We start from the raw sequence: 13,520 nt of genomic DNA, 5'->3' as shown, positions 1-13,520 counted from the left end.
TCCTCAAAAGAGTAGTTCATTTGATTAAAATTCCTCTTTCCGTACGGAATCAAACCCGTTTCGCAAAATTATCTCACAGTTCCCCACATCGTTAAGTCGAGCGCGTCACGAATCGATTGGACGCTCTCTTCATTCGGTTGGTAATAGTAGATGTTGTCAATGTAAGCATCTTGTCCGTCGACTTGAAGTTTGTTCACTTCGGGTTGAAGCATCATCGTGAGGCCAACCGACGCCATTTGCAGCGGATTCATTTCGAGCCCCATCTCATCTTTCATAAAACTGTACGTGGCCGGGATCTTCGACCATCCGGCCGGGCTTACCAACTTGTCGGCCACTGCCGACATGACCTCGGTTTGGCGACTTGAACGGGCACCGTCTGTATCCGTTTTACGATGTCGCGCGTAGGCGAGCGCCATATCCCCGTCCATCGAATACGATACACCTTCCGTGTATTCATACGTTTGATTAAACCCCTTTTCGCTGAACGAATGGGTGGCCGTGATGTTCACTCCGCCGACGACGTCGATCAATTCCATGAACGTCTCGAACGTGATGACGACTTGACCGTCGACCGAAGTCTCGGTCAATCCTTCGACGGCACCGACCGTACACTCCGCGCCTCCATAAGCGAAGGCATGGGTAATCTTATCGCCTTCGCGCTCAGGTTCACAAGGGATCGCCGTATACGTATCTCGTGGAATCGATACGTTTTGAACGGTCCGCGAACGCGGGACGAACTCCATCAGCTGGAGCGAATCGGTTCGTGAACCGGACACCGATTCGCCGACACGGGCGTCACTGCCCATGACTAAGAACGTAACTGGGTTTGATGCCATATAACCGACCCCAATCACGAGGAGCAACAAGACGAGCAAGAGCTTTCCTTTCCAACTTCGGCGCTTGCGCTTGTCTTTTTGCGGCTTTTGTTTCGGCGGTACGCTGCTTTGCTGCTTCGGAACACGCTCTTTCGTGTCATGAGAGCGAGGTTCTCGCTTGTCCTCACGCTTTTGGCGCTTCGCTTTTTTCCCGAACGGCATCTTCAGTTTAGGTGCTTGAACCTTCCGTTTTCGATTATTGTTCGTCTCGGTCCGTTTTTCATCGGAACGATCTAAAAATGGATGGTCTTGTCCCTCCGCTTGCTTCGACTCTGGTGAAGGGCGAATCATTTCGTCTTCCGCCTCACCCGGACTCACTTGTTCATCGCGAGACAGTTCTTCTAGCCGCTCGCGTTCTAATTCACGTCTGCGTCGTTCGACACGTGAGAGTTGTTGATCGTCATTCATATGATGTACCTCTATAGTTTAGATTTTCCTACATTATCATCGACAAACTCTATTCTGACAACGGTTAGCGCAAAAATCCGTCTTAAGCATGAGACGTGAGGATTGTTTTAAATGAAAAGCGGGAAAGGAATAATAATCGGTGTCTGCCTATAAACGAGACATAGCAGCCCGTTCGATGTCCTTTTGAAGGGAGGGAGAGCTAATGCGCATCGGGAAGCTCCGCATGTTACTTGAACAGTACGGAGAGACGACTCTTCGCGATTTAGTCGTCGAAATGTACCGAAACACCCCTAAAGCCGTTATCGAAGAAAAAGATATGGATTACATGATTAGTCAGTTCACTCGTTACAAAGAACAAAAATCGTCAGACGAGCGGCATTCGCTCTCGCAGACAGTAATCCTCGCTGAACGCTTCGTAGAATTGGCTTACGATCACCTATACTTGCTGCCAAATCAAATCATGAGCGAACGCGATCAAAAGAATTGGTATATACACGCCAAGAAAATCATTCGTGACTTATCGTATTACGCCGAAGATGAAGCAGAGGCACGGACGATGTATGAGGAAATGTTTTTACTCTTGTCCTCTTCGGCAGGGGAAGAGCCCCTATTTTCAACAAGTGACCCGTTTCGACTGTTGAAACTCTCGCAAACCACGATGCTCACTCAATTGATTCATTACTATCAACTCGACGCCCCCACCTCCGACGTGTGGATCGATCGTTCTTTGTACACGGCGCTCCACGTCCCAAAAGATGTTGACTCGACACGGGTCGACTTACTCTCTACACTTCTCGAGCAACCCTACACTTCGTTTGAATGGAATTTGTTCCATCAACGCATCATCACACTTTGTGAACGGACACTTGCCAAAGCCCCGTCCGATGACAGCGCACTTGAGGACTATCAAGCACTTAAAATGCTTGAACTCGAACTCCTCGTTGAGCGCGGACAATTGTCAGAAGCTGAACGGAAGTTGTTTTCTGAGTACATCCCCTTCTTCTCACACCGTTCAGAACCGTTCAAAGTTTATGTCAATATGCTCGAGAGCCGTGGACATTCTGATGAGACGAAACGACTTCGCCGGCTAGCCAAAGAGAAACGCATTCAATTTTAAAAAAAGGGAGTCAACCGACGCCGTCGGTTGACTCCAAAACATGATATGAACGAGGGGTGTTCATCTGAAAAGAGGAGTGGAAGTTGGTGCAGAACTTCCTTCCTACATACCTAGTATAAAAGATATTTGAAACCGCTTCCGGGATAGTTATTGCATTTTTGTGAACGTTTTCACGTTAATCAATCGCGTTAATAATGCCCAACCCGATCACTGACAACAAAACGATTAAAACAAAAATAAACACCATCTCATTTGGTGACCGGAAGCCTTCGTATAACTCGACCTGTTCTTCAACGATGACATTGTCATGGACTACAATCGGTTCAGTCTCGGCAAGAGCCGTGGCCGGGACGCCGACCAATAGCAGCGCCAAGCATAAACTTATTACGTATCGCATATCATACTCCTGTCGTTTTTTCTCACTGACAGTATAGCACGTCTCTCTCGCTTCGACCCATTCGTTTCTCCTCTTCCCACCGGAAAAGTTTAACAAATCTCACAGCCCCTTCGTTGCTCTAAACTTCCTCGTTCCGACACAGATACCCCTCGATAAAATGCTCATTCTAAAGCCATTTCCCTCACCATTCCTCTTTAAAAATCTGACTTTCCACATGTCAAAACAGTAATCAAACATGATGAATGTTCATAAAATGAACACGACATTTTTCAATTGGTAGCCCTTACAATTTAAGGGTAGTGATTATTTTAGAAGAAAGAAGGATTCCTCATGAAACGGACGCTTATATTCGCAGAGTGTCGTCAAATCCAACCTAAAAAACGTTCACTGCTTCACCAATTGTACAACCCGGGCGAGTCGCCTCACATCCTCGCCATCCGACCGCACCAATATGTCCATACGGCCTGGCAAGGAGATGTTCCCGTCGCAGCAATCGCCTCCGACTATACCGATTATGCAACGGATCAGATAATCCGGCTCACGCACGAGGCGTATCGGGACCGCTATGTCTTCCGAGGTTTGCTCGACCGACTGATTCGTGAGATATGTCGAAACAGTATACGTGACACGACGTTGCTGTTACACGTCAAACAAGACCGCGACCAAGATAAGCGTCGAATGTTTGAAGTGCTCGGTTTTGATCCGTATCACGAGACCGTCACTTACACATTGCCGCTCATCCCTTTCCAAAAATATACATACGAGAACTGGTCGCTTCACGTTGATTATTTCGCGACACACTCTAGCTGGCTCGCCTACCGAAATCAATATGCGCATATGCTGACTGATGTGTTGCCGCTGACTGCATCACGACTGCTCGAACATGAACATCGTCAGGAAGTTTTCCACTCCCTTAAATTGAAAGGGAAAATCGTCGGCATCATGCGATCAAGAATTGGATCTGGACGTCTGGACGTATATGAATTCCACGTGTCAGGCAACGATGAATTGATTCAAGAGGCCGTGTCTTTTATTCAGCAAGAATTTTATTTCCGGTTCAGGTCGCTTGAACAAATTCGGGTCACGTTGACTTCACTCCAACCAGAGCTGCGATACGCTTTGATCCGACAAGGCGGGTCGCCAACCCAAGCAGGAGCCTACACGATGATTAAAGAAGTGGCGCCTTCCGCGCCATCGTTTCCACTCAATTAAAAAAAGACGCTAAACGTCACGTCCTTTTCACGGAAAGGATTCGTTCGTTTGGCGTCTTTTCTTCATTCAGCAGCGTTTGCCGATTCGATTGCTAGGGGTGGCATCTCTTCGAACAGCACGGTTCGAAGCCCGATATCACGTCGGTCCAACGATTCAATCCGATCGAATTGAATTTCACGGTCCGCGACACTGAACCAATACGTGATGTGAGGTTCATCCGTGAAGCGAAGCGCATAATTCGAACCGTTCAAATGAAAATCCACTTCGGTCGAAAGGATTTCTGCCGGGCCGATTTTTTTGTGGGTCGTCAGTCGTTCAAGAACGACTTGCTCCTCATTGATCTGATAATCGACAAACGTCGCAAGTGAGAGTCCAAACACAAATGATACCAGCGCGAACGCGCTGATCAATCCAAGAGTGATCTTTCCGTTCATGTCGCCGTCCCTCCCTCTTCTACTATATCGGATTTTGCTAAAACGTTGTGAAGTGACATTTTGTTCAAGTTTCGGCAAACTAGAGCAAGAGGAGGGATTAGTATGCAAATTGACCACACCGGGATCGCTGTTCGCGACTTAGACGAAGCGATCTCGTTTTACACGAACGTGTTACAAGGAAAACTTGTCGACCGTTATACGAATACGGCAGCCGGTGTCGAAACCGAGCTCGCCGTGATTCACGTCGGTGAAGACGTGATCGAGTTGCTCTTGCCGACAAGTTCGACGAGCCCGATCGCCCGATTCATGAAAGCACGCGGCAAAGGCGTTCACCACATCGCCTATCGGGTCGATGATTTAGAAGCATCGATTGCCGCTTTGAAACGCGACGGCATCACGTTTTTAGAAGATACGCTCCGAACGACGGCAAAAGGCCGACGCCTCATCTATATGGACCCACGCCACTCGGGCGGGGTCATCGTCGAACTATGTGATTATCCGATAATGAAGCAGTGAGGGACATCCCTCACTGCTTCATTATTGTCCGCTCGATAATATCACGATTTTTCGCTTTCAACCGTTCGTTGTGCGACGACACCATCGCCGACTTCGTCGCGTCCGGATCGATGAACGTCTTGGCCCGGTTGACCGCGTTAGCCGCATCTTGGAATGCTCCCGCAATCAGATGCACCTTGCCTTCATGCGTCAAAATATCGCCCGCCGCATAAAGTCCAGGTACTGACGATTCACTGCTCGCGTTCCCGTTCACATAGAACCCATCCACCATCTCGACTTTTAACTCGCTTTCGTTGAGGAGAGCCGAGTCCTGTTCGTAGCCGTGGTTGATGACCACTTCATCGACCTCGACCAATTCACTTGCCCCGGTCCCGCAATCGATGAGCTTGACGGCATGGATTGTCGTGCCATCATTGGAAATCAAGTCTTCGATCGTTGTATGAAGACGACAGTCGACTCGGCCGCAGAGGAGCTTATCGACTTGCGATTCATGTCCTTTAAGCGCTTCTTTTCGATACGTCAAAATCACGCGCTCCGCAATCGGCTCAAGTTCGTTCGCCCAATCGATGGCGCTGTTGCCGCCACCGGAAATCAATACCGTCTTCCCTTTAAAACGCATCAACGACTTAACCGTATAATGAAGGTTCGAGACTTCGAACCGCTCCGCCCCACTAATCTCAATTTTTTGAGGTTGTAAAATACCGCTCCCCGTCGCGACGATGACCGTCTTTGAAACGTGCCGGCCGTTCGTCGTATCGAGCACGAAATGACCAGTGTGATTTTTCGCCATCGATTCTACTTTCTCTCCGAGTACGACGGTCGGATCGAACGTGAGACCTTGCTCAATCAATTGTTCGATGAGGCAGGCACCCGTCGTCGGGGTGACGCCACCGATGTCCCATATCATCTTCTCCGGATAGACATGGATCTTACCACCGAGATGCGGTTGAAATTCGATCAACTTCGTCTTCATCCCGCGCAACCCGCTATAAAAAGCGGCATACAATCCCGCCGGACCGCCACCAATGATTGTTACGTCGTACACGTCCTGTTCACTCATCCGTTCCATCCTCCTTAAACATTTACCGTCACTGATTATCATTCTCATTTAATATACATCTAAATTTTAGTTCAGACAATCTATTTTGATATCAAAACATTCGTTGACAGTTTTTCATGTAGACTGCTATAGTTGACGTTACATTGAGAATCATTATCAAAACTACTGTTACGAGGAGAGGGGAATCCACATGTCACGGATCCATACGGCAGATATCGAGGTCGGTTACGGCGGCAAAACAATTGTGAAGCAATTGAGTTTATCGATCCCGGACCGTCAAATCACAACCATCATTGGCCCTAACGGTTGTGGGAAATCGACACTCTTGAAAGCCATGACTCGGATTCTGTCCCCGTCTAACGGTTCGGTCCATTTAGACGGAGCGGACATCGCTAAATGCAATACGAAAGAAATCGCCCAAAAAATGGCGATTTTGTCGCAAACACCTGAAGGAGCTGGCGGCTTGACCGTGGGAGAACTCGTCTCGTACGGTCGCTTCCCTTATCAATCCGGGTTTGGTCGTTTATCGAAACATGACCATGAAGTGATTGATTGGGCGCTTGACGTGACCGGCACTCTCGAGTTCAAAGACCGAAACGTCGACGCACTTTCCGGCGGACAACGCCAGCGTGTGTGGATTGCGATGGCGCTGGCCCAAGAGACAGACTTGATTTTTTTAGATGAGCCGACGACGTATCTCGACCTCGCGCATCAGCTCGAAGTGCTCGAACTACTCGAAACGTTGAACCGCGAGCAGGGCCGGACGATCGTCATGGTCCTCCACGACTTGAATCAGGCCGCCCGGTTTGCCGACCATATCGTCGCCATGAAAGACGGAGAAGTGCTCGCGACGGGCTCCGCCGAGGAAGTCATTTGTCCACTTGTCCTTAGACAAGTCTTTCACATCGATGCCATCATCGGACGAGACCCACGGACCGAAAAACCGATGTGCCTCACCTACCAACTTATAAAAGATGAGATTCAACGTGAAGCGCTCGACCCTTCGAGTGCTGATCTCGTTGCTAGTTCTCGTTAGTATGAAGCAAACGGAGCGCCTTGCACATTGCGAGGCGTTTTTCAGCAGGAAGAGGCGGGTAATGAGTGGAAGATATTGAAGAAAGGGGGAAACACTATGGATTGGCTCGATGGTTTGTTTATCCTCGTATCGGCCGCATGGCTGTATGAAATGAGGCGATACCGTAATCGTGATGAACCGACCGATGGCAACAGTGAGCACATGAGCTTTTACATCGTCTCACTTATTATGGTCACCGTGTTCGCCGTCTCGATCGGTTTATCTATTTTCACTGAAACACGCCAACCGCTCCTAGTCCGTTGGCTCGGGCTCGGGTGTTACATAGCCGGTGTTTCACTTCGTTACTGGGGAATCGCGCATTTGCGTCATCAATTCACCCGTCACGTCGTCGTCCGTCCTGCTGATGAGATTGTCAGCTCTGGACCGTACCGCTTTTTGCGCCATCCGCTCTATACCGGGCTATTATTTATCACGTTCGGATTTTCGCTCTATTTCAGTCATTGGGGCATCGCGCTCGTCGGTACGTTCGCCATGGGAATCGCCTTGCTTTGGCGCATCCATATCGAAGAACAGATGTTGACTTCACACTTCGGCAGCGCCTATCAAACATGGGCGAAATCACGAAAACGATTGATTCCGTTCATTTATTGAACAAGCGTCGAAAAACACGAATTGATAACCTCGACCCAACAAAAATGCGATCCTGTCAGCAAATGACAGGATCGCATTTTTTATACAGAAAATCGACCGAGTAGTCGGACGATCAAAAAACCGGCAACGAACGAAACAACGCTCAAGACCCACATCGTCGCCGTCTCCGGAAGACCCGGGAAGACGACGGCGAGGGACCCGATGACGAGTCCTAAAATGACCGAGAACGTCATGCCCGGGAAATTCCCGAGCAAATAACGGATCACTTTACTGCTGACGATAAACCCGACGGCTACACCGAGTCCGACGATCCCGATAATGAGCACGTTCAAGTTTGACAAGGCGCTGATGACCGTCGGGTACACGCCGATCAAGAGCAAGACGAACGAACCGCTGATCCCCGGGAGCAACATCGCCATACTGCCGAGCCAACCCGAGAAGAACAACAACAGCGCCGTACCGGTCGACAGTTCAGTAATAATGGCCGTGTCGGCCGGTTTGATGATTGCCATACTTGCTACTAGAATCGCTCCGATCACCATCGCCACGATGTGCACGGGACGCATCGTCGCACGCGATTTAAATTCAAACATCAACAGCGGGATGATCCCAAGAATCAAGCCGATGAAAAAGAACTGTGTCGGTGCATAGTATTCTAACAATAAAAATTCAATTAGACGGCTCAGTCCTAAAATCGCGGCTCCCATTCCGATTGCTAACGGGATTAGAAACCCAATATGCTTTTTCCACTGCCGACTGAATACACCGCTGATTGCTTCGATCAATCGATCGTAAATACCTAAAATGACCGCGATTGTCCCCCCGCTGACGCCAGGAATCAAGTCACTCGTCCCCATCGCGATACCGCGCAGGATATTTTTCCACTCCATAATCGATCTCCTTTTATATCTGATTCGTTTCAAGCACTTAGTATATCCGAGAAGCTCGGGTTTTGCATCGGTTTCAAGACCGAGACTCAGACTTCGGCCAATGTTTCACAAGCCGAGCATCATATAATCGAAACGCCCTCCTGAAATCTCAATCTCTTTATGTTTGCGGAAGCCAAGACGTTCGTACAGACGCGCGGCCGCCGGATTGTCCTGGTCGACGTTGAGCGTGACGGCCGGGATGTTCGTTTCGCGAGCATGTTCGACCACTCGCTGGATCAAGTTCGTACCGATGCCGCGTCCTCCAAATTCTGAGTCGACGGCCACGGAATCGATATACAAAACGTCTCCTTCCGTCTCCACGTCAAGTTGCCCAGGCTGCCCATGCTCGATGAGCCATTGCTTAATCGGCTCATCCAACTCAATCACGCGCTTGCCCTCATAGGCGATAATAATACCTGCGATAACGCCATCTATGTCTGCCACCCAAATGTTTTCATGACTTAACCGGTTGTTCGGCCGACCAATCCACATCGCTAAGCGTTCGAGCACTTGCTTTTGGTCTGTCGTCCCCGTCAATGAATACGCGATGTCATGAATCGCTGCGTAAACGAGCGGTGCGATTGCTCCACTTTCGTTTGACTGTGCCTGTCGAATGTTCATCATTTATCTCCTCCACCAATTAGTCTAGCATAAAGCTAGAAACTGTTGGTTTGTCACATCTAGAAGTGTGGGATGATAGAAACAGAAGGGAGGAATTTTAATGAAAGCTATTTTAACGGGCATGAACGGTACAGTCGCACCGGTCGTCGCCAAAACAATACAACGACATGGGATCGAACCTGTCGCTTGGGACAGAACAAAAGTTTCGACGTCAGACGAGGCGGCGATGCGTGAATTTATCGAATCGGTGCGTCCTCATTATTTTCTTCATATCGGTATGGGATCGGTTGAATGGGCTGAAACGTTGGCCCGCCTTTGCGGAGAATACAACATCCCGTTCTTGTTCACGAGCACGGTCTCAGTATTCTCAGACAATGTGACCGGTCCGATCACGCCGGACACACCACCTGACGCGACGGACGAGTACGGCACCTACAAACGCGCCTGCGAAGAAGCAATCGCTCGGAACAACCCTGGTGCACAAATCGTCCGACTCGGCTGGCAAATCGGCGAAGCTGCCGGTTCGAATAATATGATGGACTATTTTACGAATGAAATGAACCAGCACGGTGTCATCAATGCGAGCACCCACTGGTATCCATCCTGCTCCTTTTTAGAAGACACGGCCGACGCATTGTTCGAGATATTGACGAAGCGCGGTCCCGGTCTATATCAATTGAACGGCAATACGAGCCTGTCGTTCTACGACATCGCCACTTCGTTAAACGAGTTGCATGACCTCGCGTGGCGCGTCGAGCGAGCGGATGAACCAAAACGCGACAATCGGATGGTCGACATGAACATCACGATTCAACCAATCACAAAACGATTGACACTTCATACAAAATGAGTCGACAAATTCGTCGACTCATCTTTTGGCTACAAAGCATGTTCCCTCGTTTCTACCGAACAAACCTATCAGGAAAGGAGGGATTCGTATGCTCTCATTCATTTTGACGTTCCGTCGCATGTTTCGTGGAATATGGCGTGGTTTGAAAGAACCTGAATTTCAAGTTCTGTTCAGCCTAGCATTCCTCACGATTTTGTCAGGTACGCTGTTTTACTCCCGTTTTGAAGATATGCGTTGGTTAGACGCCCTCTATTTCAGCGTCATCACGCTCACGACGATCGGCTACGGTGATTTTGTCCCGACGACCGATATCGGCAAAGTGTTCACGATTGGTTACGTCATCACCGGCGTCGGCATTATGGTCGGGTTCATCACCCAAGTATTCAATCATTTGCAGCAAGCACGACTCAAGGAGATCAAGAACAAACGAAAAATGCCGCCATCCGATTAAGGATAGCGGCGTTCGTTCGTTACGATGCTTTTCGACTTCGATTCTCGAGCGCGAGTTGCTGATTAAAGCGCTTCGTCTCAGCGATGACGACACCCGACAAGAACAAGAGCCCAATCAAGTTCGGGATGGCCATCAAGCCGTTAAAGACGTCAGACAGAGCCCATACCATGTTCAAGTTCGTCGTCATCGCCCCGAGTCCAGCGACGAGTACAAAGGCGATCCGATACGGTATGATCGACTTTTGACCGAACAAGTAATGAATCGATCGCTCACCGTAATACGACCAACCAAGCACGGTCGAATACGCGAACATGACGAGGCCGATCGTGACGACATAACTGCCGAACGGCCCGAGGAACTGTTCGAACGTCGCCGTCGTCAATTCGACCCCTTCAAGTCCGGATCCGATTTGACCGCCCATGACGAGCGTGATCCCGGTGACAGAACAGACGATCAACGTATCAAGAAACACCTGCGTCATCGAGACGAGGCCTTGACGACCTGGCATGTCCGTCTTGGCCGCGGCCGCAGCGATCGGAGCCGAACCAAGACCAGCTTCGTTCGAGAAGACGCCGCGCGCAACCCCGTACCGGATGGCTGCCCCGATGGCCCCGCCGCCAATCGCTTCGGCGCTGAACGTGCTGCTGAAGATGAGCGCAATCGCATCGGGGATGAGTGCGTAGTTCATGATCATGATCAAGAGACCGCTTCCTAAATAAAAGACGATCATGACCGGAACGAAGTAACTGACGACACGACCGATCGATTTGACTCCGCCGAGAATGACGATTCCGGTAAAAATCATAATTAAGATGCCCGACACGTACAGTGGGACGTCGAACGTCGAGTTGAGCGCCAACGCGACCGAGTTCGTTTGAACCCCGTTCCCGATCCCGAACGCGGCTAATGAGGCGAACGCTGCAAACGCGATCGCGAGCCAGCGTTGCTTCAAGCCCCGTTCCAAATAATACATCGGTCCTCCGGCCATTTGACCACGTTCGTCCGTCACTCGGTACTTGACGGCGAGCACGGCTTCGGCGTACTTTGTTGCCATCCCGAAGAAGCCCGATACCCACATCCAAACGATCGCGCCTGGTCCCCCGAGGACGACCGCAGTCGCGACACCGACGATATTCCCCGTACCGACGGTCGCCGCGAGCGCTGTCATGAGCGCTTGGAAGTGGCTAATATCTCCTCGTGACGTCTTGTCTTGATTTTTAGAGAATGCGAGTTTCAACGCGTAAGGCAACTTCGTGATTTGGAGCCCCCCGAGACGCACCGTCAAATAAACGCCTGTCCCCACAAGCAAAATTAACAGCGGCGGTCCCCACACAAAGTCTGAAATCGTACCGATTAGTTCGCTGAACGATTGACTCATGCTGTAATCCCCTTTCCCCGTATGTAATAAATACGCCTCTATTTTTTCAGAATACTCGGAACGTTGTCAAAAGTGTTGTGCTAAAACAAAGACGTGGATAAACGTTCTGTATCTAAAACAGCGAGCCGTCGGTTAGACGTCTCGCTGTGACGGTGGCTTTTCGCGTTGCAGAGGGGCTTTCCAATCAAAATCGTCCGGCACATAGTCAAGTCCGCCCGAATGAAACGGTTGGCATCGCAACAGGCGCCGCGTCGTCAAATACCCGCCTTTGACAGCGCCATGCTTCTCAATCGCCTCAATCCCGTAGTGCGAACAGCTCGGATAAAATCGGCATGTCGGGGGCTTTAAAGGGGAAATAAAGCGCTGGTATCCTTGAATCCCACGTACTAATACTCGTTTCACTTCAATCGCCTCGCTCAGTCAGATTACTGCAATGATAGCCTGGACTGCGTGAATTGTCATCTGCAACGCTTCATCGATTCTCGTTACAAAACGACGAGTTTTTTCCTTTCTTTTACAATTCAAGCGTGGCAGGCGATAATTGTTCGAACATTTGTTATGATAGGCAACATATATACGACCGAATCAAATGAATGAAGAGGTGACGGAAATGAACATATTAATGGTAGGAGCAGGATCGATGAGCGAGGCACTCGTCCGAGGCTGGATCGCTTCCGGGCTCTCCCCTGAACAGATTACGATGACAAACCGGAGCGACCTTGCACGTCTAGAGCAGCTGCAAGATGAACTCGGCGTACAGATCGTCGAAACAGAAGACGTCAACGCTTATACAATCGTCGTGCTCGCGATGCAACCAGACGGCGTCTTAGCTTACGCTCAATCACAGACGTGGAAAACACCGCTGCTCGTATCCGTTGCGGCGCATATCGAGCCGAGCGAGCTTGAAGAAGCAGCCGGCATCCCAGCCATCTGCGCGATGCCGAACACCCCGGTCGCCCATCAAACCGGGATGACCGGACTTTGGTTCGGACCTGAGACAGATGCGACCGACCGCGAGACGGCGACGGCACTGTTCGACCGGGTCGGTCGGACGGCCGTCACGGACGCGAAAACGATGTCGGCTTTCATGGCGGCGGCCGGGTGCAGTCCTGCGTTCTTTTACGAGATCGTCGGTTCGATGACCCCGGTGCTGACAGAAGCTGGGTTTGATGAAGACACGGCCCGCCAAATCGTCGCTCAAGCGATGAAAGGATCAGCCGAGTTATTGTTGCATGAGACACGTCCGACCGACGAGCTGATCGCAGACGTCGCCGCACCTGATGGACCGACCGACCGCGGTGTCGGCGTGCTCCGCTCACGTGACTTGTCTGACGTGATGTCGTCCGCCCTGCGTGAGAGCGCAAAGGAAGACCACGACCCTGTCGACGCAACGATTGAAAGAACGTAAGTACTTGAACCGCCCGATAGAAGTCGAACGCTAAGTTCTGACTTCTATCGGGCGGTTTTTTTGTTCTCGGACCACTGTTTTTCATAAGTCATAAAATCCACAAATAATCTTGCTTCCCGATAGCAACGTACGTGTTATGCTACCGAATGAGAAGAGTTATCATTTGACTAAAATGGA

16 protein-coding genes are annotated in these 13,520 nt (G+C 50.1%); 8 read left to right on the top strand and 8 right to left on the bottom strand.

Translation table 11 applies throughout. The annotated features are described in order from the left end of the window. Window positions 1–68 precede the first annotated feature (68 nt). Window positions 69–1,283 carry an LCP family protein gene (locus tag EVJ22_RS10600; RefSeq protein ID WP_071399120.1) on the bottom strand — a complete coding sequence of 405 codons (1,215 nt, stop codon included), beginning with the start codon at window positions 1,281–1,283 and terminating at the stop codon, window positions 69–71. A 202-nt stretch (window positions 1,284–1,485) separates the two neighbouring features. Between EVJ22_RS10600 and EVJ22_RS10595 the strand changes: the two genes are divergently transcribed. Beyond that, window positions 1,486–2,400, top strand: coding sequence for a hypothetical protein (locus tag EVJ22_RS10595; RefSeq protein ID WP_070328874.1), 915 nt, complete (start codon window positions 1,486–1,488; stop codon window positions 2,398–2,400). 175 nt (window positions 2,401–2,575) lie between these two features. Here EVJ22_RS10595 and EVJ22_RS10590 read toward each other — a convergent pair whose 3' ends face one another. Continuing rightward, a complete protein-coding gene (locus EVJ22_RS10590; protein ID WP_071399127.1) occupies window positions 2,576–2,797 on the bottom strand; it encodes a hypothetical protein in 222 nt (73 codons plus the stop codon). Between the two features lie 330 nt (window positions 2,798–3,127). Between EVJ22_RS10590 and EVJ22_RS10585 the strand changes: the two genes are divergently transcribed. Beyond that, on the top strand, window positions 3,128–4,009 hold the full coding sequence (locus EVJ22_RS10585; protein WP_131443898.1) for a hypothetical protein: 882 nt from the start codon (window positions 3,128–3,130) through the stop codon (window positions 4,007–4,009). Between the two features lie 62 nt (window positions 4,010–4,071). On the opposite strand, the gene EVJ22_RS10580 is transcribed toward EVJ22_RS10585, so the two are convergent. Beyond that, entirely contained in the window at window positions 4,072–4,443 is a 372-nt protein-coding gene (locus tag EVJ22_RS10580) for a hypothetical protein (protein WP_070328872.1), read from the bottom strand. A 102-nt stretch (window positions 4,444–4,545) separates the two neighbouring features. Between EVJ22_RS10580 and EVJ22_RS10575 the strand changes: the two genes are divergently transcribed. After that, window positions 4,546–4,959 carry a VOC family protein gene (locus tag EVJ22_RS10575; protein ID WP_071399118.1) on the top strand — a complete coding sequence of 138 codons (414 nt, stop codon included), beginning with the start codon at window positions 4,546–4,548 and terminating at the stop codon, window positions 4,957–4,959. A gap of 10 nt (window positions 4,960–4,969) precedes the next feature. On the opposite strand, the gene EVJ22_RS10570 is transcribed toward EVJ22_RS10575, so the two are convergent. Then, window positions 4,970–6,019, bottom strand: coding sequence for an NAD(P)/FAD-dependent oxidoreductase (locus EVJ22_RS10570; RefSeq protein WP_071399117.1), 1,050 nt, complete (start codon window positions 6,017–6,019; stop codon window positions 4,970–4,972). A gap of 190 nt (window positions 6,020–6,209) precedes the next feature. Here EVJ22_RS10570 and EVJ22_RS10565 point away from each other — a divergent pair, with 190 nt between their 5' ends. Continuing rightward, window positions 6,210–7,055, top strand: coding sequence for an ABC transporter ATP-binding protein (locus EVJ22_RS10565; RefSeq protein WP_071399116.1), 846 nt, complete (start codon window positions 6,210–6,212; stop codon window positions 7,053–7,055). A 96-nt stretch (window positions 7,056–7,151) separates the two neighbouring features. After that, complete coding sequence (locus tag EVJ22_RS10560) at window positions 7,152–7,706, top strand: methyltransferase family protein (RefSeq protein WP_071399115.1); 555 nt, start codon at window positions 7,152–7,154, stop codon at window positions 7,704–7,706. Between the two features lie 80 nt (window positions 7,707–7,786). Here the strand turns inward: EVJ22_RS10560 and EVJ22_RS10555 are convergent, their stop codons facing one another. Together EVJ22_RS10555 and EVJ22_RS10550 are read right to left on the bottom strand one after the other, a co-directional pair. Then, window positions 7,787–8,596: a DUF368 domain-containing protein gene (locus EVJ22_RS10555; RefSeq protein ID WP_071399114.1), complete on the bottom strand. Its 810-nt coding sequence runs from the start codon at window positions 8,594–8,596 to the stop codon at window positions 7,787–7,789. 105 nt (window positions 8,597–8,701) lie between these two features. Next, window positions 8,702–9,256 carry a GNAT family N-acetyltransferase gene (locus EVJ22_RS10550; protein ID WP_233589681.1) on the bottom strand — a complete coding sequence of 185 codons (555 nt, stop codon included), beginning with the start codon at window positions 9,254–9,256 and terminating at the stop codon, window positions 8,702–8,704. A gap of 100 nt (window positions 9,257–9,356) precedes the next feature. Between EVJ22_RS10550 and EVJ22_RS10545 the strand changes: the two genes are divergently transcribed. Both EVJ22_RS10545 and EVJ22_RS10540 read left to right on the top strand, forming a co-directional pair. Beyond that, complete coding sequence (locus EVJ22_RS10545) at window positions 9,357–10,106, top strand: sugar nucleotide-binding protein (protein WP_131443897.1); 750 nt, start codon at window positions 9,357–9,359, stop codon at window positions 10,104–10,106. Between the two features lie 88 nt (window positions 10,107–10,194). After that, a complete protein-coding gene (locus EVJ22_RS10540; RefSeq protein WP_071399111.1) occupies window positions 10,195–10,557 on the top strand; it encodes a potassium channel family protein in 363 nt (120 codons plus the stop codon). A 19-nt stretch (window positions 10,558–10,576) separates the two neighbouring features. Here the strand turns inward: EVJ22_RS10540 and EVJ22_RS10535 are convergent, their stop codons facing one another. Together EVJ22_RS10535 and yidD are read right to left on the bottom strand one after the other, a co-directional pair. Then, on the bottom strand, window positions 10,577–11,935 hold the full coding sequence (locus EVJ22_RS10535; protein ID WP_071399110.1) for an alanine/glycine:cation symporter family protein: 1,359 nt from the start codon (window positions 11,933–11,935) through the stop codon (window positions 10,577–10,579). A gap of 132 nt (window positions 11,936–12,067) precedes the next feature. Beyond that, the gene (gene yidD / locus EVJ22_RS10530) at window positions 12,068–12,337 is read right to left on the bottom strand and encodes a membrane protein insertion efficiency factor YidD (protein WP_083274114.1); all 270 of its coding nucleotides are present in this window, start codon (window positions 12,335–12,337) and stop codon (window positions 12,068–12,070) included. 208 nt (window positions 12,338–12,545) lie between these two features. Between yidD and EVJ22_RS10525 the strand changes: the two genes are divergently transcribed. Beyond that, on the top strand, window positions 12,546–13,343 hold the full coding sequence (locus EVJ22_RS10525) for a pyrroline-5-carboxylate reductase family protein (protein WP_233589680.1): 798 nt from the start codon (window positions 12,546–12,548) through the stop codon (window positions 13,341–13,343). The last annotated feature ends 177 nt before the right edge of the window (window positions 13,344–13,520 follow it).

The organism is Exiguobacterium sp. SH0S7 (genome assembly GCF_004337195.1).
GTDB lineage: Bacteria > Bacillota > Bacilli > Exiguobacteriales > Exiguobacteriaceae > Exiguobacterium > Exiguobacterium aurantiacum_A.
Note: the sequence above shows the minus strand (reverse complement) of the source record. Positions and strands in the feature narration are given on the sequence as shown.